The organism is Marinobacter excellens LAMA 842, assembly GCF_001574445.1.
Taxonomy (GTDB): domain Bacteria; phylum Pseudomonadota; class Gammaproteobacteria; order Pseudomonadales; family Oleiphilaceae; genus Marinobacter; species Marinobacter shengliensis.
The window spans coordinates 185,445-208,444 of sequence record NZ_LOCO01000001.1 but is presented as its reverse complement, the minus strand read 5'-3'; the positions used below and the strand labels follow the sequence as shown (position 1 = coordinate 208,444).

Genomic DNA, 23,000 nt, shown 5'->3' with positions numbered 1-23,000 from the left:
AAAGCTGACATGTCTGGCCGAAGAGTGGAGTGGCTCCATGCTATCTGATCAATGGACGGTGTTTCTGATTCTGGGCGCAACCCTTGCCCTGTTTATCTGGAACCGCCTGCGCTTCGATATCGTAGCCATGCTCGCCTTGCTGGCGGTTGCTGTCTCCGGCCTGGTTGCCCCCGACCAGTTGTTCGCGGGCTTTGGTCACCCGGCGGTGATTACCGTAGCCGCTGTATTGGTGATCAGCCAGGGGCTGGTGAACGGTGGTGTTGTGGATGCGGTCGCCCGATTGCTTGGTAAGGTTGGGCGTAACGCCGTTCTGCAGGTCATCACCCTGACTCTGGTGGTGGCCTTGTGTTCCGGCTTTATCAATAACGTGGGTGCGCTGGCGCTGTTGATGCCCGTGGCGATCTGGATGTCGCGGCAGTCCGGGCGCTCTCCGTCTTTGCTGCTGATGCCACTTGCCTTCGGCTCTTTACTGGGAGGCACCATTACCCTGATTGGTACACCCCCCAATATCATTATTGCCAGTTATCGCGAAGCGGGCTCTTTCGGCCTGTTTGATTTTGCGCCTGTTGGGCTGGCCATTACCGCTGTCGGCATTGTGTTCATCGGTGTGATTGGCTGGCGCCTGACACCCAAACGCGACGACCCGGCCGGTGGCGACAAACTGTTCAGCGTTGGTGAGTATGTTACCGAACTGAAGGTGCCGGAAGAGTCGCCCTTTGCCGGTGGCACACTGCACAACCTGCTTACCTCGGGTGGCACCGAGAAGAGCCTGGTGGTACTGGCATTGATTCGGGGAGAGGAGGTCTCGCCAGCACCATCAACCTTCAACGTGCTGAAGTACGGCGATGTGCTGTTGGTGGAAGCCGACACCGAGAGTCTGCAGGAGTTTGTCGAGCAAACCGGGCTGGCACTTGCCAATGCGGTGAACGACGAGGATGAAGAAGGGAAAGAATCGCAGCCAATGACATCCCGAGAGGGCACCGAAGAGCAGGTGGCCGCCGGGGACGTTCGACTGACGGAAGCCGTGATTTCACCATCGTCGCGTTTAATCGGGCGTTCTGCCAACCGACTGAACCTGAGAGAACGCTACGGTTTGAACGTGGTGGCCATTGCCCGGCAGGGGCACCGACTAAAGCGGCGCCTGGCAGACATCCGATTCCGTTCCGGGGATATCCTGCTGGTGCAGGGCTATGAAGACAATTTGTTATCGACACTGCAAACCCTGGGTTGCCTGCCGCTGGCCGGCGGGGTGTTCCTCGCCGCCATCGCGATCATCCTGTCTGGCCTGCTGACACCGCCCGTGGCGCTGGTGGCCTGTGCGGTGGCCATGGTGCTGGTGCAGTTGATGGATGCCGGCGATGCCTACCGAGCCATCGACTGGCCGGTGATCGTGCTGCTCGCCGCAATGATTCCCGTAGGGCAGGCCCTTGAAACCACGGGTGGTGCTGCGTTGATAGCTGAGCAGATCCTGACGGTTGCCCAGGGGCAGGCCGCCTGGGTCGCCTTGACCATCATCCTGGTGGGCACCATGTTGTTGTCGAACGTGGTCAACAACGCGGCGGCGGCCATTCTGGTCGCCCCGATAGCTCTCGGGGTGTCCAGCCAACTTGGATTGGCATCGGATGCAGTGTTGATGGCGGTGGCCGTAGGCGCTTCCTGTGCCTTCCTTACCCCGATCGGGCATCAGTCCAATGCCCTGGTTATGGAGCCTGCGGGTTATCGTTTCGGGGATTATTGGCGCCTTGGCTTGCCGTTGTCGGTGCTCGTGACGGTTGTCGGAGTGCCGATGATACTTTGGGTCTGGGGATGACTAGCGTTCGGCCAATAGGCCCCGGAAGTAAGCCTCTACAAAGGTAGGCGCCACGTCAGCCAGCGGCCATTGCTCTGGATCGGCCAGCCAGTCAAAAAACAGTCCCAGCATTTGTGTATGCAGCAAGTAGGCGGCCTGGGCGGGCGTTAGTTCCGGGTGTAGCTTTATCCGGTTTTCCGGGCGTCCCAGGATTTCCGTGACAAATTCTGTGGCTTCCCGGGCCAGCTCCCGGTGTTTGGCAATGGCCTGGTCGGATTCATTGCGATGGAACAGGATCATGTACACGCGAAAGTAGCGGGTATCCTGGGCCAGCTTGCGTAATGCCACAACGCACAGGTTTTTCAGGCTCTCAAGCCCCTGATCGGCTTCCGCAGTTTCATCCATCATCTCACCCAGAGGCGCCCGTACCCGTTCCAGCATGGCGTCCAGAATGTCGGCCTTGTTACGGAAATGCCAGTAGACCGCGCCGCGCGTAACGCCGGCCTTGCGGGCGATCTCTTCCAGCGAGGTCTTTGCAACGCCCTTGTCCATAAAGACGCATTCTGCCGCATCGAGAATGGCTTCCCGGGTGGCTTCGGCTTCGGCTTTTGTTTTTCGTGCCATGATTAATCGCAGTCATCTGATGGGAAAAACCGAAGTATAAAGGAAATTAGTTTACATACATACATGGATGGATGTATTTTAGCGCCCTATTAACGTTATGTATTATCCCGGGCTCGCTATTCCATCCCGGCTCGCCTTATGTCTTTAAACCGGTTTTCAGGAGACCGCGCCATGCGCATTGATAACGTTCACCGGCCGATGGCTCGCAACGGCTTTTTGGTTGCAGGTTTGTCATGCCTGTTCATTCTGGCTGGTTGCAGTAACGACGACGCAGGCAGTCAGCAGGGCGGCGGTATGCCGCCAGCAGCCGTGGTGGTTGAGCGAGCCGTGGCCGAAAACATCAGTGTGCGCCAGGATTATGCCGGCCGCGCTCGGGGTGCCCGTGAGGTAGAAGTGCGGGCGCGGATTCAGGGTATTCTGGAAGAGCGTCTGTACGAAGAAGGCCAGATGGTTCAGGAGGGCGACCCGCTGTTCCGGATCGATCGCAAGCCTGCGGAAGCGGCCTTGCAACGGGCCCAGGCTCAGCGCCAGGTGGCCGAGGCCGACCGGCGCCAGGCTGAACGGGAGTGGAACCGGATTTCATCACTGTTCCAGCGCAACGCGGTGAGTGAACGGGACCGGGATGCTGCCCAGTCCGCACTGGAGCTGGCCCAGGCCAATCTGGCGGTGGCCAATGCCGGCGTCGCCCAGGCGGAGCTGGACCTTGGTTATACCTCGGTAACCGCGCCGGTCAGCGGTGTCACCAGCCTGGAAGATTTTCCCGAAGGCAGTCTGATCAGCTCCGGTACCCTGCTGACCACGATTGTCCAGCTGGACCCGATCCATGTGCGCTTTGCCCTGCCTGAGAACGACGCCAACATTCGCCGGGCTGCCCGCGAGGGGATGCGCGGTGCCGGCGATCAGGAAGTGGCCGCCCGTCTGATACTGGCCGACGGCCAGGAATATGAGCTGGATGGGCAGATCGACTTTACCGCCTCCACGCTGGACCCGCGTACCGGTACAGTATCGGCCCGCGCGGTCTTTGGTAACCCGGAGAATGTGATCGTGCCCGGCCAGTTTGTACGGGTTCGGGTTGAGTTGCAGAGCTTCGAAGATGCCATCGCAATTCCGGAAAGAGCGGTGACTCAGGGGCCGAACGGGCCGGTGGTCTATGTGGTTGACGATGAGAGCACCGCAAAGGCACGTCGGGTAGAGCTTGGCCCGGTGAGTAGCGGTCGCCAGATCATTCTCAGCGGCCTGGAAGAAGGTGATCGTTACATCGTCAGCGGCCTGGTTAACCTGCGTGATGGCGCAACGGTAAACGTCACCAATACCGATGATGAGGGAGGCTCAGACTGATGCTGCGGACCTTCATCGACCGGCCGATCTTCGCATCGGTCGTTTCCATCATCATCACGCTTGGTGGTCTTCTGGCGCTAATCGGGCTGCCCGTAGAACAGTATCCAAACGTAGTTCCGCCCCAGGTGGTGGTGGACGGCCGGTTCCCGGGTGCCAGCGCGGACGTGATTTCGGATTCAGTGGTGGCGCCGCTGGAGCAGGAAATCAACGGCGTGGACAACATGATCTACCTGGAATCCAGCGCCACAGATTCCGGCAGCTTCCGGGTGACGGTCTCGTTTGAGATTGGCACCGATCCTGACCAGGCCACCATCAACGTCAATAACCGGGTACAGCAGGCGCTGGCTCGCCTGCCCCAGTCCGTCCGTAACCAGGGGTTGAAAGTGGAAGCCCGTTCCACCTCCATCCTGCAAGTGATTACCCTGTCTTCTCCGGATAACACCATGGATGTGGTGGAGATCTCCAACTATGCCTTGCTGAACGTGCTGGATGAGTTAGTGCGGTTGCCCGGTATTGGCGATGCCTCCCTGTTCGGGGCCCAGGATTATTCCATGCGGGTGTGGCTGAGGCCGGACAAACTCGCCCAGTACGAGCTGACTCCCAACGATGTAGCCATTGCCTTGCGCGCCCAGAACGCCCAGTTTGCGGCGGGTCGGATCGGGGCGGAACCAGCGCCCGAAGGGCAGGCGTTCACCTTCAGCGTGTCAGCCCCGGGCCGGCTGACCAGCCCTGAAGAGTTCGGTGAGGTGATCCTGCGCAGTGATGATCAGGGTGCCTCCCTGCGCCTGAAAGACGTGGCCAGAATCGAGCTGGGCGCCCAGAACTACGACTTCGCAGCGGTCTACAATGGTGGTGCCACCGTGCCCATGGGGGTGTACCTGCAGCCCGGTGCCAATGCCCTGGACGCTGCTGATGCCGTGAACGCGGCCATGGAAGAAATTGCAGACCGCTTCCCGGAGGGCCTGGAATACAACGTGCCCTACGACACCACCCGGTTCATTGATATCTCGATCCAGGAGGTGATCTCCACTTTCATTGTGGCGGTGTTGCTGGTGGTGCTGGTGACCTTCCTGTTCCTGCAGCATTTCAACGCTACCCTGATACCGCTGATTGCCATCCCGGTGTCTCTGATTGGCACCTTTGCCGGCATGCAGGCACTGGGGTTCTCGGTCAACTTGCTGACCCTGTTCGGCTTGATACTGGCGATCGGGGTAGTGGTGGATAACGCCATCATCATCATGGAAAACGCCGAGCGCCTGATGAAAGAGCAGGGCTTGTCTTCCTACAATGCGGCGGTTCTGACCATTCAGCAGGTGTCCGGCGCGGTGGTGTCTTCCACTCTGGTATTGGTGGCGGTGTTTGCCCCGGTGGCCTTCCTGGGCGGGCTCAGCGGTGAGCTGTACCGACAGTTTGCGATAACCATCGCGGTGTCGGTGGTGATATCCGGCATCGTGGCGCTGACCCTGACACCGGCGATGTGTGCTTTGTTGCTTGGCCACGAAGGCAAACAGTTGGCAGTATTCCGCTGGTTTGACGCCGGCTTCGACAAACTCACTAACGGCTTCTCTGCCGTGGTGGACTGGTTACTGCGCCATGCGGTGATTGGCGTGCTTCTGTTTGCCGCGATGCTTGGTGGCACCGCCTTCCTGCTGAACAAAATGCCCTCTGGCCTGGTGCCCCAGGAAGACCAGGGGTTTGTGCTAGCGGCCTACTCGCTGCCCCCCACCTCGGCCCTGAGCCGGACGGCGGACACTCGCGACCAGCTGGTTGAGCAGATGATGCAACTGCCGGAAGTGAAAGACGTGGTGTCCTTTGCCGGTTTCGACATCATCTCCAGCGCTCTGCGGACCAACAGTGGTGTGGCCTTCGTGACACTGGAAGACTGGGCAGAGCGGGAAGGCGAGGGCCAGAAGGCGGCCGACATCGCCAACAAGATCATGGGCATTGGCTTTGGGATGCCGGAAGCGTTTGTGATTGCCTTTACCCCGCCTCCGATTCAGGGCTTGTCCACCACCGGTGGTGTGGAAGGCTATATTCAGGCCCGTGGTGGCCGCACCCCGGCTGAGATCAAGGCCATGGCAGACCAGTTCACCCAGGCCGCCAACGCGCGGCCGGAATTGCAGAATGTGCGGGTGACTCTGGATACCGGCATTCCCCGTTACAAGGCCAACGTGGATCGGGAAAAAGCCCAGGCTGCCGGGGTTCCGATTGACCAGATCTTCACCACCATGCAGAGCACCTTCGGTGGCCTGTACGTGAACGACTTTACCTTGCAGGGCCGTAACTGGCAGGTCAATCTTCAGTCAGAAGGTGAGTTCCGTAGCCATCCGGACGACCTGCGCCGGGTGTTTGTGCGCTCCAACTATGGCGAGATGATTCCGCTGAGTTCCCTGGTGGAACTGGAGCGGGTCAGCGGCCCAGACATCCTGAACAGGTTCAACGTGTATCCGGCCGCCAAACTGCTGGCAGACCCGTCGCCGGGCTTCACCACCGGTGACGCCCTGGCGGCCCTGCAGGCGGTGGCGTCGGAACAGTTTGATCGTAACACCCTGCTGGGCTGGACCGGTGAAGCCTACCAGCTGCAGGATTCTGCGGACTCCGGCACTCTTGCCTTCGGCATGGGCCTGTTGCTGGTATTCCTGATCCTGGCCGCCCAGTACGAACGCTGGGGCTTGCCGGTGGCGGTAGCGACCGCTGTGCCGTTCGGTGTATTCGGTGCTGCGCTGGCGTCTTTGTTACGGGGCTTCCCCAACGATATCTACTTCCAGGTGGGTTTGTTGGTGCTGATTGGCCTGGCTGCGAAGAACGCCATTCTGATTGTGGAATTTGCCGCCCAGAACCGGAAAAGTGGCATGAGTTCCTTTGATGCTGCCAGCACGGCTGCACGGCAGCGTTTCCGGGCGATTATGATGACAGCACTGACGTTCATCGTGGGTTCCATGCCGCTGGCCTTCAGTACCGGTGCGGGTGCGGTTTCCCGTCAGGAAATCGGTACCGTAGTGGTGGGCGGTATGCTGGCGGCCAGCACCCTGGCGCTGTTCTTCGTGCCGTTGTTCTACAAGCTGATCGAAGATCTGGCCGACTGGCGGCGTAATCGCAAGAAGGCCGCCTGAGGTGGCCTGATTTCTGTCACCTATCGTAATGATAGCTACTGAACCGCCGTGGGTTTTGCCCTCGGCGGTTTTTTCTTTGTTATTCTGTTTGGGTGCACGAATCAGTGATGGGGAGGGGCTTTCTGAAACACGCTGTGAATACATCCGTGTACGCTCTGCTCCGCCATCCATGGCTCCGCAAGGTTTCAGAAAGCCCCTCCCCACCACTGATCCCCAGACTGTGGGAGTGAAACGCTCTGGAGTTAGAACAAATGGTTGCTGAAGACAACAAAATACAGGTCCTGGAAGATCTGGAACTGGCTCGGACTCGCACCAAACAGCTGATCTGCACGCTGTCGGAGCAGCAGCTCGATGTTCCCTACCATCCTGGTGTGAACCCTCCGCTCTGGGAAATGGGGCATTCTGCGTTCTTCTACGAGGTCTTCGTGTTCAACCTGCTGGATGGCTCGCCCAGTTATGATCCAGCTATGGATGACCTGTGGGATTCCTTCCATGTTGACCACAAAGATCGTTGGCGCCGGGATTTGTTTCCCGGCCGTGAGGAAACGCTCACGTACTTCAATGCCATTTACGATCGGGTTGCAGAGCGCATCAAGAGCCGTGAGTTGACCGAGCGGGAGCTGTATCTCTACCGCTACGCGATTTACCACCAGAACATGCACATCGAATCGCTGATCTGGTGCCGGCAGACGGTGGGGTATCCGGCGCCTTTGGATTTCAAGGGTGACCGGCCGGCACCGGGTGAGGCAGTAACCGGGGATGCGGAGATTCCGGCCGGGCGTTGGGTGATTGGTATGCCCGGCGAGTCTCAACACTACGCAACAGACGACTTTGCTTTCGATGCCGAGAAACCCCGCTTCGAGATTGAACTACCGGCGTTCGCCATCAGTCGTACGCTGGTGAGCAATCGGGAGTTTCAGGCGTTTGTGGACGATTGCGGTTACCAGCGGCCGGAGTTGTGGTCGTTCGGTGGCAGGAAATGGCTGGAGTCTGAGCAGGATGTCAGCCTGGTGTACGGTGTTACGGAACCCCTGATGCATGTACCCCGGCACCCGTTGTACTGGCGCTGGCATGACGGCCAGTGGCAAGAGCGGGTGTTCGACCAGTGGCTGGCCCTGGAGCCGGATGCGCCGGTTACCCATGTGACCTATTGGGAAGCGGAGGCGTACTGCAAGTGGGCGGGGCGTCGGTTGCCGACGGAGTATGAATGGGAAGTGGCAGCGCTGGGCAACAAGCCCGGGGAACCGTTCCGCCGTTATCCCTGGGGCAATGACGCCCCGGACAGTTCAAGGGCAGATTTGGACGGCCGCACCATGGCCCGGAATCCGGTGTTCGACTATCCCGCCGGGGACAGCCGGTCGGGTTGCCGGCAGATGATCGGTGCGGTGTGGGAGTGGACCACCAACGACTTCTTGCCCTATGACGGTTTCAAGGTGGACATGTACCCGTTTATGTCCACCTTGCAGTTTGCCACCCACAAGGTCACCAAGGGTGGCAGCTGTGCCACGTCATCCAACCTGATTCGAGGCACCTACCGGCAGGCTTACCTGCCGTTTCGCAGCGATGTGTTTACCGGGTTCCGGACCTGCGCTATTTGACCTTGTCGGCCAGGAATTCCCGGAATAGCCGGGCAGATTCTGCCGGTGTTTCAACCATGGGCGCATGGCCAATATCGTCCAGGAGCACTTTGCGTGCATTGGGGATGGCGTCAACGAACACATCGGCGTTGCGGTAGTCGATTACCCTGTCCAGCTTACCCCAGACCACCAGTACCGGAGCTTCGATCCGGGTAATGGCGTCGCGGAAGTCTGGCTCAAATCCGGTGTCGCGAATGGCGGCAAAGATAACCTCGTTCACTTCCCGGTTGGCGATGGCTTTTTCTTCCATCACATCAAAAATCGGCCAGGGTACGAAGGGGCGCTTTTCGAGAGCGAAGTCCAGAAGCTTGTCAAAATCACCTTTCTTCTTCGGGATCAGTGGGTTGTCACCATCCAGCACCCGATCTACCAGTTCGCTTTCATACTCAAAGATACCGGCGGGATCGAACAGCACTGCGGTCTGGATCTGCTCCGGATGGGTGGCGGCGTAGAGCGCGGTAATCGCGCCCCCCATGGAATTGCCCATCATATGAAACTGCTTTACGCCGAGTTCGGCCAGGACCTGATTCAGGTAGCTCACCTGGTCTTCAAACCGGTAGCCGATGTCCAGAGGCTTGCTGCTGTCGCCATGGCCAGGCAGGTCGATGGCGTAGACGTTGAACTCGCCTTTGAACTCCTTGGCCAGCCGCGTCCAGTTATCTTTGTTGGCGCCGAATCCGTGTATCAGAACCAGCGTGTCACCCTCAACGGCTTCTTTACTGCGCAGGTAGGTAATGTCCAGCTCGCCAACCGTGACTTCCGCTGTCTCAAGGCCGGCGCTGGAACGCTCCCAGCCAATGGCGCTGTCGTAGATGCTCTGTTTGGAGCAGGCACTGATAAGAAGGGTGGCGATGAGCAGCAGGGCAAGATTGAGCGCGTTTCGGGGCACGGAGAACTCCTTTTCATTGTGGTCGTTGTGAACGCTAACACTACCCCAGAAAAAAGCCCGGTCAATGACCGGGCTGAAGTTTTCCTGAGTCAGGCTGGTCCGTCAGCCTTTTGTGTGGAGACTTCCATCAGAAATCGACGGTAACGCCCAGGGATGCGGTGCGCGGCAGGTTCGGCCGGGCGCCATCGGGTGAGCGAGCGATGATTTTCTGGGTATCGAACACGTTATCGAGCTTGGCAAAGACGCGGGCGCCTTCGGCAACGCGGTAGCTGCCGGAAAGATCAACTACAGTGAGAGACTCGGTCTTTCTGAAGGTGTTGTCGGTGCCGCTGCGATCGCAGGTGTTGTCGATACACATCTCGTCGACGTATGACACGTTCAGGTAGGCGTCCCACTGATTCCCGGCGCGCAGTCCGGTACGCAGGTTCAGGACGTTCTCTGGCAGGTAGACAAGGTTGTCGCCCTTCAGAACGTTACCGGAATCGCTGTCTTTGGTGACCTCGGCATCGGTGTAGGTCCAGGTGGCTTCAACCGGAACAGACAGGCCGTTGGTCAGAGCGAACTCGTAGCCTGCCAGGGCTTCAATGCCCTGAATGCGGGCTTCACCCTGACTGACCGAACCGAAGTCCTGGCCGCCAGCGCAAGGGGTAGCCACGGAGCAGTTCTGGACCGTGTTTTCATAGTCACTGTAGAAGCCGATCAGCTCGTAGCGACCAGCGCCGCGCTGAATCCGGGCGCCAAGCTCATAGTTGGTGCTGAGTTCAGGGTCCACGTCGGTGCTACCTGCACCAGCCGGAGCCATACCCCGATGAACACCGGCCAGAAGTGTGACGCCGCCATCCAGTTTGTAGGTTGCGCCCAGGCCTGGCAGAAGTTCACCGGTGCTGTTTGAGGCACGGTCCTGCACATCGGTGCGGGCTTCTTGCTGATAGCGTACACGACTGGTTTCGATATCTTCGTAACGCAGCAGTGCTGTGACGGTCAGGCGATCGTTGACCGTAATCCGGTCAGCGATATAAGTGCTCCAGGCTTCTGCTTTTTCAATGGCGTTGTTGCCGCCATTGATGCCGGTGCCCGAGGTGGTAGAAACATACTGCAGGACCGGACGGCCGTTCACGATAACTTGGTCGAAGGTATCTTCCGGCTGCAGGCGATCCACCTCGTCTTCGTGGTAGCGCAGGCCAAAGGCCAGGTCGTGACGCATTCCGCTCAGGTTGAGGCCCCAGTCCGCCACAAAGTCGATACCCTGGGATTCATATTCCCGGGCGTTGTTCTTGATCTTGATACCGGCGAGATCCGCCTCACCGCGAAGCTGCTGCTGGGCCAGGGCGTCACCACCATTGGCAGCATTGATCAGGGAGTTCAGCCCTGCCGCTTTGTACCAGTTGCGTTTGAATTCGTTGCGGTAGGCGGTGGTGGTCAGGGTTACATCGTTGTTGAAATCCACCAGGTGCCGGGCCATGAAACCGGTGCGCTGGGTATCCATGTTATCCCGCTCAGACGCGAAGTAGCGCTGGTCCGGGTTGGCATTGAAGTCCGCGTCGGTCAGGCCGAGGTAGGTTTCCAGGCTCAGCTCTTCGCTGTAATCCACTTTCAGGTCGAGCTGATGGTAGATGTCGGCGTCCGGGCGTGTGTTCAGGCGAAGCTTGGCGACATAATCCTGCTTGTCGAAGCCGGCTTCGCGGTCTGACTGGCGGATGTCCTTGAAGCCGTCACTTTCATGCTGGTGAGTTTCGATCAGCCATCCGGCCTGTTCGCTGTTGGCGCCATACCAGGCGTGGATGCGTTTGCCGTTATCTTCGGCAATTTCCGCCGTTACCCGACCGCCGGTCGTGGTCGGAATCGGCGTGGAGCGCAGGTTAATGGCGCCGCCAACGGTGGCCGGGCCGTAACGGAGCAGGTCTGGTCCTTTCAGCACTTCAACGCCGTTGATGCGGCCGAAGGACGGGAAGTAGTAGGCGGCCGGACCAGAGTAGGGAGCAGGGGCCATCAGCACGCCGTCTTCCATCAGGGTAACCTTGCCGGACCGGCCGGAACCGGAGCCACGAATACCGATGTTAGGACGCAGGCCGTAGCCTTCCTCTTCAAGCAGATAAACACCAGGCACTTCCTTTACCACTCGGTGCACGTCCGTGTACTTCATGGTTTCCAGGTCTTCGTTTGTTACCACATGGGCTGAGCCCGGCAGGCTGGCGGCTGAGGTCTCATCCCCGATGATGACCAGCTCCTTCAGTGTGTGCTCCTGGGCAGCGGCAGGAAGGGAGGCGGCCATGATGGCGGCTACGATAAAACGGCGGGTAAATCGTTGTTGCATAATCGCATCCTGTGGAGGTGTCATTGAGTAAGGGTTGCAACTATACAAATGATAAGCGTTAACAACAAGTAATTATTATGATGTAGATTTGAGGTTCCTATTGGCTTTCGGCCATAAAAAACCCGGCGCGGGGCCGGGTTGTGACTCGCTAGCAGGCAGCTCTACCGTTCCCGGGCAATGGCCCGGTAGGCAATGTCGTTCCGATAGAACATGCCGTTCCAACTAATTTTCTTCGCCAGCTGGTAAGCCCGCTGCTGGGCCTCCGTCACGGTGTTGCCCAAAGCGGTGGCGCACAGAACCCGGCCACCGGCAGTCACCACGTTATCACCATCCAGCTTGGTACCGGCGTGGAAGACTTTCTCACCTTCTGTTTCACCTTCCGGCAGGCCGGAGATCACATCACCCTTGCTGTAGTCGGCAGGATAACCACCGGCCGCCAGCACAATGCCTACAGAGGCGCGGTCGTCCCACTCGGAGTCGCACTGGTCCAGCTTGCCATCTGCGGCGGCCTGGCACAGTTCCACCAGGTCCGACTTCATGCGCAGCATGATCGGCTGGGTTTCCGGGTCACCGAAGCGGCAGTTAAACTCGATCACCTTTGGTGCACCGTTGGTGTCGATCATCAGGCCGGCGTACAGGAAACCCTTGTAGGGGTGACCTTCCGCGGCCATGCCGTTGACGGTGGGGTAGATCACCTCGTCCATGATGCGTTTGTGCACATCGGCTGTAACCACCGGGGCCGGAGAGTAGGCACCCATGCCGCCGGTGTTGGGGCCGGTGTCGCCGTCGCCCACCCGCTTGTGATCCTGAGAGGTGGCCATGGCTAGCACGTTCTTGCCGTCGACCATCACGATGAACGAGGCTTCCTCGCCGTCCAGAAACTCTTCCACCACTACGCGGCTGCCGGCATCGCCAAAGGCGTTGCCTGCGAGCATGTCGCGGATGGCATCTTCGGCTTCGGCCAGGGTCATGGCGACAATCACGCCTTTACCGGCGGCCAGGCCGTCGGCTTTGACCACAATCGGTGCGCCTTTTTCCCGCACGTAGGCGAGGGCCTCATCGACGTCAGTGAAGTTGGCGTAGTCGGCGGTCGGGATCTTCTGGCGGGCCAGGAAGTCCTTGGTGAAGGCCTTGGAACCTTCCAGCTGCGCTGCGCCGGCGCTGGGGCCGAAGATGCGCAGGCCGCGGGCTTCAAACTTGTCCACCACGCCGGCTACCAGCGGGGCTTCCGGGCCGACGATGGTCAGGCCCACGCTATTCTGCTCGGCAAAATCCGCCAGGCCGTCCAGGTCCATCACGTCCAGATCGACGTTGTCCAGGTTGGGCTCCCGGGCGGTGCCGGCGTTACCGGGCGCTACGAAGACTTTGTCTGCCAGGGGGGATTGCGCGGCTTTCCAGGCCAGGGCGTGTTCGCGCCCGCCACTGCCAATAACCAGAATGTTCATGTGTTGCTCCTGAATTCTTTGATCAGTGACGGAAATGGCGCATGCCGGTGAAGACCATGGCGATGCCGTGTTCGTTGGCAGCGTCAATCACTTCTTGGTCGCGCATGGAGCCGCCCGGCTGGATGACAGCGGTAATGCCGGCCGCCGCAGCGGCGTCGATGCCGTCCCGGAACGGGAAGAAAGCATCCGATGCCATGACCGACCCCTTCACTTCCAGGCCTTCGTCGGCGGCCTTGATGCCGGCAATCTTGGCGCTGTAAACGCGGCTCATCTGGCCTGCGCCCACGCCGATGGTGCGGCCGGCCTTGGCGTACACGATGGCATTGGATTTCACGTACTTGGCCACTTCCCAGGCGAACAGCAGGTCGTTCAGTTCCTGCTCGGAGGGCTGGCGCTCGGTGACGACTTTCACGTCTTCCATGGCGACCATGCCCAGGTCACGGTCCTGCACCAGCAGGCCACCGGTCACGCGCTTGTAGTCCATGGTCTGGGCGCGCTCGCCGTCGAACTCACCACAGGCCAGCAGGCGTACGTTCTTCTTGGCAGCGACAATCTCAACCGCTTCCGGCGCCACGCTCGGGGCGATGATGACTTCCACGAATTGGCGGTCCACAATGGCCTTGGCAGTGGCCGCGTCCAGTTCCCGGTTAAAGGCGATGATGCCGCCGAACGCCGAAGTGGGGTCGGTGGCGAAAGCCAGGTCATAGGCCTGAAGAATATCGGTACCGATGGCCACGCCACAGGGGTTGGCGTGCTTGACGATGACGCAGGCCGGGTCGGCGAAGGGCTTGACGCACTCCAGGGCGGCGTCGGTGTCGGCTACGTTGTTGTAGCTCAGTTCCTTGCCCTGCAGCTGTTTGGCGGTGGCGATGCAGGCTTCCTTCGGGTTGCGTTCGGCATAGAACGCAGCACGCTGGTGCGGGTTTTCACCGTAGCGCATATCCTGGACCTTCACGAACTGGGCGTTGAAGGTGCGGGGGAAATCGGCGTTGTCGTTGTCCGGGGTGCGGCCACCCAGGTAGTTGGCGATGGCACCGTCGTAACCGGCGGTGTGTTCGAAGGCCTTTACCGCCAGGTCGAAGCGTGTGTTGTAACTGAGCTGGCCATCGTTGTTGTCGAGCTCTTTCAGTACCCGGCTGTAGTCGGAAGCGTTGACTACGATGGCGACATCGTTGTGGTTCTTGGCCGCAGCACGGACCATGGTGGGGCCGCCGATGTCGATGTTCTCAATGGCGGTGGCCAGATCGCAGTCGGGGTTGGCTACGGTGTCTTCAAACGGATACAGGTTTACCACCACCATGTCGATGGGGTTAATGCCGTGCTCGCCCATGATGGCATCATCGGTGCCGCGACGGCCCAGAATGCCACCGTGGATCTTCGGGTGCAGGGTTTTTACCCGGCCGTCCATCATTTCCGGGAAACCGGTGTAGTCGGACACTTCAGTGACCGGTACGTTGTTTTCCTTGAGCAGGCGGAAGGTGCCGCCAGTGGAGAGCAGCTCAACGCCGCGTTCAGTCAGGGCACGGCCGAAGTCGACGATGCCGGTTTTATCACTCACGCTGATCAGGGCGCGACGGACGGGGGTGTTAGCCTGGTTTGCCATGGGTCACTTTCTTCGCTGTTCAGATAAGCCGGGGATAGCCTGGATATAAAGAACAAGGGCCTCGCGAACGCATCCGGGAGGCCCTTCAGGGACAAGTCTGATTATAGCAGACCGTACTGCTTGAGTTTCTTGCGCAGGGTGCCGCGATTCAGGCCGAGCATGGTCGAAGCCTTGGTCTGGTTGTTGCGGGTGTATTTCATCACCTGCTCCAGCAGCGGGGCTTCCACTTCCGACAACACCAGCTGGTAGACGTCGGAAACCGGCGCGCCATCCAGCTGCGCGAAGTAGTTCTTCAGGGCCACTTCCACGCTGTCACGCAGGGTGACGGTGTTGCCGCTGTTGTTTACCGTGTGCAACTGATGCAGATCATCGTTTGCCGGTGTGCTCAGGGTGTCGTTTGCCAAAGTCTCAGCGGTCATGCTGCGAATACCTCTCCATTTCGTAAGCCTGAAAAATACTGTTCGATGCTGTCTTTCTGCTCCAGCGCATCGTCGATGGCGTTGAAGCGTTTGCGGAACTGTTTGCTCTGGTCGTGGGACTGCAGGTACCAGCCCACGTGCTTTCTGGCGATTCGCACGCCCATTTTCTCGCCATAAAAGCCGTGCAGCTCTGCCAGGTGCTCTGACAGGATCTGCTCCACCTCATTCAGGGGTGGTTCTGGCAGGTGTTCACCGGTTTCCAGGTAGTGCAGGATCTCCCGGAAGATCCAGGGCCGCCCCTGTGCTCCACGGCCGATCAGCAATCCATCTGCGCTGGTGTGCGTCAGCACTTGCCGGGCTTTCTCCGGCGTGGTGATGTCGCCGTTGGCAAAGACTGGAATGCCGACGCTGGCCTTCACCTCTGCGATGGTGTCGTATTCCGCGTCGCCGTTGTATTTGTCTGCACGGGTGCGACCGTGAACCGCGATGGCCTGGATGCCTGCGTCTTCGGCCATTCTTGCAATCACCGGCGCGTTCCGGTTGTCCTGATCCCAACCGGTGCGCATTTTCAGCGTGACCGGAATGTCCACGGCGCTGGCCACCGCTTCCAGAATGGCCCTGACCAGCTTTTCGTCTTTCATCAGGGCGGAGCCTGCCGCCTTGTTGCAGACCTTCTTGGCAGGGCAGCCCATGTTGATATCAATAATCTGGGCCCCGAAGGCGGCATTCTGCCGCGCCGCATCGGCCAGCATGTCCGGATCGCCACCGGCAATCTGAACAGACCGGGGTTCCGGTTCGCCCTGATGATTCAGGCGAGTCTGGGATTTCCGCGTATGCCAGAGTTTGCTGTCTGCTATGACCATTTCTGATACTGCCAGGCCCGCTCCCATCCGCCGGCAAAGCTGCCGGAAGGGTCGATCGGTTACACCGGCCATGGGTGCAACTATCAATGGGTTGGGCAGGGTATACGGCCCGATTTTTGCCGTCGGCAGCATGATCTGAGTCCGTGTCACAGCGATTTAAGCAAGATTCGGCCAGAAGCGGCTGGTTAAATTATGACCGCTTCAGTCTCCGAAGGGCGGTAATGATACCGCCGGAGGGGGTCTGATTGAAGGGGAAAAGTGCTGAAAAAATTGATTATTTTTCGTGCTTTTTGGTTGACTTTTGCGCTGTCAACTGTCGCCCCGGCCCATCATCAGGGTGTCCTGGGCCGGAAGCTCAGGTTGTAATTGACCGCGTCGCGGCCCGGATCGCGGATGCTGATCGCAATCCGTACCGGGGTCTCAGAGGGCATGGCGCTGAGAGATTCCGCTTCACCGGCAAGATATTCCGCCGGTGTAAAGGTGCTTTGCGCAACCACATCGCCGTTGAGGTTGGAAAAGGTCAGGGCGATGGCCGGGAACGGCTGTTCGAAGGTGGCCCGGTTAATGATGACAGCGTCGACGATCAGCTGGGTGCGGTTGTCCGGGTCGGTCCGGACGACCAGTTTCCTGCTTTGGATGGCTTCTACGTTGATCAGCGGTTTCAGCTGGCAGCCCGCCAGTTCACAGCCTTTCTCGTAGAATGGTCGGAGCTGGGGAATGGCAGACAGCCGATCAAACTGGAACCAGGTTACCTGGGCAACCAGAGCGCCCAGTAGGGCCACAACGACGAGCGTCCACAGGGCGGTTCTCAGGCGGCTGCGGCCCTGGCCAACCGATACCGGGTCGCGGCGCAGGTCCCGATACAGGGTGTCGGGCGTTTGATCAGCCCTGCGTGCCGGTTCTTTCGGGGCCGCAGGCCGGTCGTCATCGGTTGCCGCAAGCGTAAGCTCTTCGGGAGCGGTTGCCGGGCTGGCTGACTTGCTTTTGCCTGGCGCTGGCGGCTCGGGTGTTTCTTCGCTGTCGGCGGCGTCAGGTGCCTCGGATGCTGGCGAATCCGGGGGTGTCAGCTGCAGATCCGGCTCAGGTTTGTTTTCCGGTTCTGGCGCTTGTGGTTCAGGTTCGGCCGGTGCTTTCGGCGCCCGAGCCGGTTGATCGTCCGCCAGCATGGCTTCCGCCCAGCTTTCGTCAACGTCCTGCTTTTCCGGGGTCAGGTCGTCATCGTGGTAGCCGGACTCTTCCGGTTCATCAAACGAGCGGAAACTGTCGCTCAGTTCGTCATCGGAAAACGTCAGCTTGCTGCCGGCATAACGGCCTTCTGTGGCATCTTCTTCCGGGTTGTCGGCAAAGATAAAGTCTTCTTCATCGTGCCCTGCGTGGGTGTCTGCGGGCGGAGGAGGGGTTTCCCCTGCTGCTTTGCCACCTGTGGCGGCTGGCGCAGCGCTGCCGGTGGATTTGACGACCTGGTGCTCAATGGCGTTGAAAACTTTCAGGCAGCTGCCACAACGGACTTTTCCCCCGGCGATACTGAGTTGTTCGTCAGTCACCCGGAAACGGGTTTCGCAATTAGGGCACTGAGTCTGCAGGCTGCTTTGGGTCATGCTTCGTTCCTGAAAGCTTGATCGCGGATAGATCGATTCTCGATCATTGATCTATCACTACATCGGTCACTACAAAGGAGGCAGTTTAGTCGTAAAGCCCGGGCTCGTCATCCGTCCTTGCGTCGTCCTGTGAGGCGTATCCAGTCTTCTTTCTGTTCCGGCTCGTCCATGGTGAACCAGGGCTCGTAGGCGTCCATCACCTCCCGGGCCTGATTGAACAGGATGCCGGACAATACCAGATCCCCGCCGGGCCTGGTCAGTTCCGCCAGTCTCGGAGCCAGGCCGATGAGCGGTTGGGCCAGGATATTGGCCAGCATAATGTCGGCTCGGGTGTTCGGATCCTTGCCGGGCAGGTAGAGATCCAGGCGGTTGTCTTCCACGCCGTTCCGACGGGCATTGTCCCGGCTGGCTTCCAGCGCTTGCGGATCGGTATCCACGCCAATCACGTGGTCCGCGCCGAGCAGCAGGGCGGCCAGGCCCAGAATGCCGGAGCCACAGCCGTAGTCCGTCACCTGCTTGCCCGCGACATCCTGGCCGTCGAGCCATTCCAGGCACAGGGCGGTGGTCGGGTGGGTGCCGGTGCCGAAGGCCAGGCCCGGGTCCAGCAGCAGGTTGGCCGCGTCCGGGTCTGGCGCCTCGTGCCAGCTGGGGACAATCCACAGGCGCTTACCAAACTGCAGGGGATGGAAATCGTCCATCCAGGCCCGTTCCCAGTCTTTGTCTTCTACCAGGGTAACGTCGATTTCGGGCAGGGACTGCTGGGTTTGCTGATGCCAGGCGTCGCGGATATCCGCCAACAGTTGCTCGGTGTTGCGGTCAGACTGGAACAGGCCGGTAACCGTGGTCTGGCTCCAAAGGGGTGTGGTGCCCGGGTCGGGCTCGTACAGGGGCTGGTCGGCTGCGTCTTCCATGGAAACGGCGTCTGCGCCCATTTCCATTAACAGGTCTTCCAGCTGATCCGCGGTGTCCGGATCAGCTGGAATCTGGAGTTGTATCCAGGGCATGGTTAATCCCGCATCAGTTTCTCAAGGTAGTGGATGGTGAAGTCTACCTGTTTAAAGCCACCATCGCGTACCAGTTTTCGATGCAGGGGTTGGTTGGTCTTGATGCCCTCGACCAGCATTTCGTCCAGCGCGTTCTTCATGCGCCGGCGGGCAATCTCCCGGTCGTCGCCCCAGGTGATCAGTTTGGCCACCAGGGAATCGTAGTACGGCGGTACCGTGTAGCCGCTGTACAGATGGGAGTCGACACGAATGCCATTGCCACCGGGAGCATGGAAATGTTTGACCTTGCCGGGGCTGGGCACGAAGGTTTGCGGGTCTTCGGCGTTGATCCGGCATTCGATGGCGTGGCCAGAGATGTGGATTTCGTCCTGGCTGTATTGCAGCGGCAGTCCGCTGGCAATGCGCAGCTGCTCACGGACGATATCAACACCGGTCACCATCTCGGAGACCGGGTGCTCAACCTGTACCCGGGTGTTCATCTCGATGAAATAGAACTCGCCGTCCTGGTACAGGAACTCAAAGGTGCCGGCACCCACGTAGCCGATTTCCTTACAGGCGTCGACGCAGGCCTTGAGCGTGCGTTCCCGGGATACCGGGTCAACATTCGGGGCCGGGGCTTCCTCGATGACTTTCTGGTTCCGGCGCTGCATGGAGCAGTCCCGGTCGCCCAAATGGATCACGTTGCCGTGCATGTCCGCCAGTACCTGAATCTCCACATGGCGTGGTGTTTCGAGGAATTTTTCCAGGTAGACGGTCGGATCGCCAAAAGCGTTCTTGGCTTCGCTCTGGGTGATTTGTACTGCCTTCAGCAATGCAGCCTCGGAATGCACCACCTGCATGCCACGACCACCACCACCGGAAGCGGCCTTGATCATTACCGGGTAGCCGATCTGGCGAGCCACCTGGAGGGTGCGCTCGTCGTCGTCCGTCAGCGGACCGTCAGAGCCGGGCACGGTGGGTACGCCGGCCTTCTTCATGGCTTCAATGGCGGATACCTTGTTGCCCATCAGGCGGATGGTTTCCGCTCTTGGTCCGATAAAGCGAAAGCCGCTTTTCTCGACCTGCTCAGCAAAGTCGGCGTTTTCAGCCAGGAAGCCGTAACCCGGGTGAATGCCTACGGAGTCCGTTACTTCTGCAGCGCTGATGATGGTCGGGATGTTCAGGTAGCTTTCCGTCGCGCTGTTGGGACCGATGCAGACGGTTTCGTCGGCGAGACGAACGTGCATAAGGTCGCGATCGACCTGTGAGTGCACGGCTACCGTCTTGATGCCCAGCTCTTTGCAGGCGCGGAGGATTCGCAGGGCGATTTCACCGCGGTTTGCGATCAGAACTTTTTCTAACATGGCCATGGTTAACAATCACCGAATTCAGGAAATGACGACCAGGGGCTGGTCAAACTCCACCGGCTGGCCATTCTCGACCAGGATTTCGGTGATGGTGCCGGCTTTGTCAGCCTCGATCTGGTTCATCATCTTCATGGCTTCCACAATGCAGATGACATCACCAACGTTTACCTTCTGGCCAACTTCGACAAACGCTGCAGCGCTCGGGGACGGTGAGCGGTAGAAGGTGCCCACCATCGGAGATTTCACTGCATGGCCATTGATGGCAGCTGGCGTAGAGGTTTGTTCAGCCGGCGCTGCCTCGGGTGCTGGGGTCGGTGCCGGAGCCTGGGGCGCGGGTGCTGAGTAGTGGCTCACGTAATGGCCACCGGAGGCCTGTTCCCGACGGCGCGATATACGAACTGAATCGTCACCCTCGTGAATCTCCAGCTCCTCGACGTCTGACTCCTCGAGCAGTTCAATCAGTTTCTTGATTTTACGAATATCCATAACTGTTCCAGTCCCGTTGTCTCTGGTCTATCGGTGAATTCGTTGCAGTGCAGCCTGCAGAGCAAGGTCGTAGCCCTGGCTGCCCAGCCCGCAGATAACCCCTTCGGCGATATCTGAAAAATAGGAGTGATGGCGGAAAGGTTCCCGCGCATGCACATTTGATAAATGCACTTCTATAAACGGTATGCCGGAGGCCAGCATGGCGTCCCGCAGGGCGACACTGGTATGGGTAAAGGCGGCAGGATTGATAATGATAAAATCCACGCCCTCACCCCGGGCCTCATGTACCCGTTCAATCAATTCGTACTCTGCATTGGATTGCAAATGCAGCAGGTGGTGACCTTGCTCGGCCGCTTTCTGGTGCAAGCGGTCGTCAATATCGGCCAGTGTTTCATAGCCATAGACCTCGGGCTCCCGGGTGCCGAGCATGTTGAGGTTGGGGCCATGGAGCACAAGTATGGTCGACATGGTTCTGTCTGCCTTGGTGTTTTACAGGATCGCCGAAGATAACGGCACGTTACCTCAATGGTGCGTACTTGTTAGCCTCAGATCAACACTTTTTGACAATCTTGCCTGTCGTACATTGGTCTTAAAAAGGTTACACAGCAATCGCTGTAAGCGCGATGACATTTCGTTGATGACAATCATTGTCGATGAAGGTGAGCCATGCCGGTATTCGACATTGGTTTCATGGGGCCGGGCGCGGCGCCCGGCCCGAAGTGATCAGGATTCTGCCAGGGAAACGCAATTACGCCCATGTTCCTTGGACGTGTAAAGCGCCCGGTCTGCGCGCTCGCACAGAGACTGGGCGCTGTCACTCTGCCAGGCGGAGATGCCGCAACTGAAGGTGACGTTGAATTCCCGGTCGCCGGCCGGCTGTACCAGCTCGGAGAAGCGCTCGCGGATTTCATTCAACACGTTGCGGGCGTCACCGGGCCGTGTGTTGGGCAGAATGATCGCAAATTCCTCACCACCATAACGACCGATGTGATCGGATTTTCGCAGTCGCTGCTTGAGAAACATCGACAGGCTTCGCAGCACCCGGTCGCCAATGGGATGGCCAAAGGTGTCGTTTACCTTTTTGAAGTAATCGATGTCGAGCATAGCGAAACACAGGGATTGGTCTTTCTGCCGGGCCCGCACGATTTCCTGCTCCAGCAGATGCAGGGTATGGGTGTGGTTATACAGTCCGGTGAGGCTGTCGCGAATCATCAGTGCCAGCAATGACCGGGCCCGGCGGCCACGGTTGTGCAGGGTGGCAATCAGGTGTTTGGGGTCGATGGGCTTGGTCAGGAAGTCGTCGCCCCCCAGGCTCATGGCGTGCAGCTGCTTGCTGACGTCTTCTTCCGCGGACAGGTAAATGATGGGAACGCTGTGGAAGCGATCCTGCTGACGGATCACCCGGGCGATCTCCATGCCAGTGCAGCCGGGCATGTACATGTCCAGAATGATGATTTCTGGCGAAAACTCTTCCAGGGCGTGAATAATCTGCATCGGATCGGTGATGATGTGGGCGGTCATGCCCGCCTTCTTCAGCACCGTTTCCATGTATTTGGCCTGGGCCCGGGAGTCATCCAGAACCAGCACCTTGTAGGGCTCGACCGTATTGCCGTGGGTGTAGGTTTCGATCTTTTCGATCAGCTGCCCGGGGTCCACCGCCGGGTAGAAAAACTCCTCGCCGCCACACCGGGATGCTCGCAGGCGGGTTTCAATGCTGCCGTCTTCATCGCTCATGAAGATGATCGGTATGGGCGTGTCGTGCTGCTCCTGTAGCTGCTCCACAGTGGCAATACCACTGTTGGTGTCGCCGCCAAAGTTGACATCCATGAGGATGGTTTCCGGCTTGCTCAGGGCGCAGGCTTCAATCAGGTCAGAGGCACTGCTGAACGCGGAGGCCCGGAACCCGAAAAATTCCAGCTGGCGGATCAGGCGGGCGGCCATTTCACCGTTGGACAGCGCAATGTAAACCGGTGTGCGTCGGTATTGCTGGGGCGTGTCGGAGGTTTCCTGGTCGGTACGGCGTTGGGTGCAATGGCGCAGAGTCTCGGTGGCATCTTCCAGTTGTCGTGCCTGGTCATCCTCAAGGGGGGAGCTCTGGTGCCAGTGCTCAAGCAGTCCCAGGATGTGCTCCGCAGCGGCGGCATGGCTCTCCATTTCGAACCGTTTGGCATAGCGGACCAGCTTGTCCGTTGCCGAGACCAGCTCATCGCGGTAAACCGCGGCTTGATCCCTGTCTTCGCGAATCTTCTGCCAGGTATCCAGAACCACCCTGGCCTGGGTGGTCACACGGCGGGCGAAATGCTGCCTGAGTTTTTCTTTCTGGCTTTCGTCGTTCATTGTGCTCCGGCCTGTCTGTTTTCATTTTTTGATGGTCCGATCCGGCAGGACTAACTTTTTAACCTTAGTCCTTTTGCAGAGTCTATAGTGTTTAATGTTGTCGGCGTAGGTTGCGCTATGTAAATGTTTGTCAACTCTGCGGTACAGGTCACAGACACTCATCAAACCAATTATCGGACCGGAGCCCCAGCAGCT

The 23,000-nt window shown here is 59.2% G+C and carries 17 protein-coding genes; 4 read left to right on the top strand and 13 right to left on the bottom strand.

The genetic code is table 11. The features are described from left to right. Positions 1-37: 37 nt before the first annotated feature. Entirely contained in the window at positions 38-1,810 is a 1,773-nt protein-coding gene (locus J122_RS00920) for an SLC13 family permease (protein WP_061330734.1), read from the top strand. On the opposite strand, the gene J122_RS25980 is transcribed toward J122_RS00920, so the two are convergent. Continuing rightward, complete coding sequence (locus J122_RS25980; RefSeq protein ID WP_061330733.1) at positions 1,811-2,413, bottom strand: TetR family transcriptional regulator; 603 nt, start codon at positions 2,411-2,413, stop codon at positions 1,811-1,813. Between the two features lie 171 nt (positions 2,414-2,584). Between J122_RS25980 and J122_RS00910 the strand changes: the two genes are divergently transcribed. The 3 genes from J122_RS00910 to senA all read left to right on the top strand — a co-directional run bounded on the left by J122_RS00910 (position 2,585) and on the right by senA (position 8,462). Beyond that, entirely contained in the window at positions 2,585-3,751 is a 1,167-nt protein-coding gene (locus J122_RS00910) for an efflux RND transporter periplasmic adaptor subunit (RefSeq protein ID WP_061330732.1), read from the top strand. Next, on the top strand, positions 3,751-6,864 hold the full coding sequence (locus J122_RS00905; protein WP_061330731.1) for an efflux RND transporter permease subunit: 3,114 nt from the start codon (positions 3,751-3,753) through the stop codon (positions 6,862-6,864). Before J122_RS00910 ends, J122_RS00905 begins: the two co-directional genes overlap by 1 nt. A 251-nt stretch (positions 6,865-7,115) precedes the next feature. Then, positions 7,116-8,462 (top strand): selenoneine synthase SenA, encoded by a 1,347-nt coding sequence (gene senA, locus J122_RS00900; RefSeq protein WP_061330730.1) that lies wholly within the window; start codon positions 7,116-7,118, stop codon positions 8,460-8,462. On the opposite strand, the gene J122_RS00895 is transcribed toward senA, so the two are convergent. From J122_RS00895 to J122_RS00840, 12 genes are all read right to left on the bottom strand, one after another. Continuing rightward, entirely contained in the window at positions 8,455-9,390 is a 936-nt protein-coding gene (locus J122_RS00895) for an alpha/beta fold hydrolase (protein ID WP_061330729.1), read from the bottom strand. The genes senA and J122_RS00895 overlap by 8 nt on opposite strands. Before the next feature lie 127 nt (positions 9,391-9,517). Further along, positions 9,518-11,704, bottom strand: a complete 2,187-nt coding sequence (locus tag J122_RS00890; protein ID WP_061330728.1) for a TonB-dependent receptor family protein — start codon at positions 11,702-11,704, stop codon at positions 9,518-9,520. A gap of 161 nt (positions 11,705-11,865) precedes the next feature. Then, positions 11,866-13,149, bottom strand: coding sequence for a phosphoribosylamine--glycine ligase (gene purD, locus J122_RS00885; RefSeq protein WP_061330727.1), 1,284 nt, complete (start codon positions 13,147-13,149; stop codon positions 11,866-11,868). A gap of 22 nt (positions 13,150-13,171) precedes the next feature. Beyond that, positions 13,172-14,752, bottom strand: a complete 1,581-nt coding sequence (purH, locus tag J122_RS00880) for a bifunctional phosphoribosylaminoimidazolecarboxamide formyltransferase/IMP cyclohydrolase (RefSeq protein WP_061330726.1) — start codon at positions 14,750-14,752, stop codon at positions 13,172-13,174. Positions 14,753-14,853: 101 nt separating this feature from the next. Next, positions 14,854-15,171, bottom strand: coding sequence for a DNA-binding transcriptional regulator Fis (gene fis, locus J122_RS00875; protein ID WP_058092452.1), 318 nt, complete (start codon positions 15,169-15,171; stop codon positions 14,854-14,856). Then, positions 15,168-16,166 carry a tRNA dihydrouridine synthase DusB gene (dusB, locus tag J122_RS00870; protein WP_061330725.1) on the bottom strand — a complete coding sequence of 333 codons (999 nt, stop codon included), beginning with the start codon at positions 16,164-16,166 and terminating at the stop codon, positions 15,168-15,170. Before dusB ends, fis begins: the two co-directional genes overlap by 4 nt. A 200-nt stretch (positions 16,167-16,366) precedes the next feature. Further along, the gene (locus J122_RS00865; RefSeq protein WP_061330724.1) at positions 16,367-17,632 is read right to left on the bottom strand and encodes a DUF3426 domain-containing protein; all 1,266 of its coding nucleotides are present in this window, start codon (positions 17,630-17,632) and stop codon (positions 16,367-16,369) included. 107 nt (positions 17,633-17,739) lie between these two features. Then, on the bottom strand, positions 17,740-18,636 hold the full coding sequence (gene prmA / locus J122_RS00860; RefSeq protein ID WP_061330723.1) for a 50S ribosomal protein L11 methyltransferase: 897 nt from the start codon (positions 18,634-18,636) through the stop codon (positions 17,740-17,742). 2 nt (positions 18,637-18,638) lie between these two features. After that, positions 18,639-19,985, bottom strand: a complete 1,347-nt coding sequence (gene accC, locus J122_RS00855; protein ID WP_058092456.1) for an acetyl-CoA carboxylase biotin carboxylase subunit — start codon at positions 19,983-19,985, stop codon at positions 18,639-18,641. Positions 19,986-20,003: 18 nt separating this feature from the next. After that, on the bottom strand, positions 20,004-20,468 hold the full coding sequence (gene accB / locus J122_RS00850; protein ID WP_061330722.1) for an acetyl-CoA carboxylase biotin carboxyl carrier protein: 465 nt from the start codon (positions 20,466-20,468) through the stop codon (positions 20,004-20,006). 27 nt (positions 20,469-20,495) lie between these two features. Next, complete coding sequence (aroQ, locus tag J122_RS00845; RefSeq protein ID WP_061330721.1) at positions 20,496-20,936, bottom strand: type II 3-dehydroquinate dehydratase; 441 nt, start codon at positions 20,934-20,936, stop codon at positions 20,496-20,498. A 255-nt stretch (positions 20,937-21,191) separates the two neighbouring features. Further along, entirely contained in the window at positions 21,192-22,805 is a 1,614-nt protein-coding gene (locus tag J122_RS00840) for a diguanylate cyclase (protein WP_061330720.1), read from the bottom strand. Positions 22,806-23,000: the final 195 nt, after the last annotated feature.

What these genes read in the sequence shown, in the direction of transcription:
- J122_RS00920 (WP_061330734.1), top strand. Translation starts at nt 38, where the DNA reads ATGCTATCTGATCAATGGACGGTGTTTCTGATTCTGGGCGCAACCCTT.
- J122_RS25980 (WP_061330733.1), bottom strand. Translation starts at nt 2,413, where the DNA reads ATGGCACGAAAAACAAAAGCCGAAGCCGAAGCCACCCGGGAAGCCATT.
- J122_RS00910 (WP_061330732.1), top strand. Translation starts at nt 2,585, where the DNA reads ATGCGCATTGATAACGTTCACCGGCCGATGGCTCGCAACGGCTTTTTG.
- J122_RS00905 (WP_061330731.1), top strand. Translation starts at nt 3,751, where the DNA reads ATGCTGCGGACCTTCATCGACCGGCCGATCTTCGCATCGGTCGTTTCC.
- senA (WP_061330730.1), top strand. Translation starts at nt 7,116, where the DNA reads ATGGTTGCTGAAGACAACAAAATACAGGTCCTGGAAGATCTGGAACTG.
- J122_RS00890 (WP_061330728.1), bottom strand. Translation starts at nt 11,704, where the DNA reads ATGCAACAACGATTTACCCGCCGTTTTATCGTAGCCGCCATCATGGCC.
- purD (WP_061330727.1), bottom strand. Translation starts at nt 13,149, where the DNA reads ATGAACATTCTGGTTATTGGCAGTGGCGGGCGCGAACACGCCCTGGCC.
- purH (WP_061330726.1), bottom strand. Translation starts at nt 14,752, where the DNA reads ATGGCAAACCAGGCTAACACCCCCGTCCGTCGCGCCCTGATCAGCGTG.
- fis (WP_058092452.1), bottom strand. Translation starts at nt 15,171, where the DNA reads ATGACCGCTGAGACTTTGGCAAACGACACCCTGAGCACACCGGCAAAC.
- dusB (WP_061330725.1), bottom strand. Translation starts at nt 16,166, where the DNA reads ATGCTGCCGACGGCAAAAATCGGGCCGTATACCCTGCCCAACCCATTG.
- J122_RS00865 (WP_061330724.1), bottom strand. Translation starts at nt 17,632, where the DNA reads ATGACCCAAAGCAGCCTGCAGACTCAGTGCCCTAATTGCGAAACCCGT.
- prmA (WP_061330723.1), bottom strand. Translation starts at nt 18,636, where the DNA reads ATGCCCTGGATACAACTCCAGATTCCAGCTGATCCGGACACCGCGGAT.
- accC (WP_058092456.1), bottom strand. Translation starts at nt 19,985, where the DNA reads ATGGCCATGTTAGAAAAAGTTCTGATCGCAAACCGCGGTGAAATCGCC.
- accB (WP_061330722.1), bottom strand. Translation starts at nt 20,468, where the DNA reads ATGGATATTCGTAAAATCAAGAAACTGATTGAACTGCTCGAGGAGTCA.
- aroQ (WP_061330721.1), bottom strand. Translation starts at nt 20,936, where the DNA reads ATGTCGACCATACTTGTGCTCCATGGCCCCAACCTCAACATGCTCGGC.
- J122_RS00840 (WP_061330720.1), bottom strand. Translation starts at nt 22,805, where the DNA reads ATGAACGACGAAAGCCAGAAAGAAAAACTCAGGCAGCATTTCGCCCGC.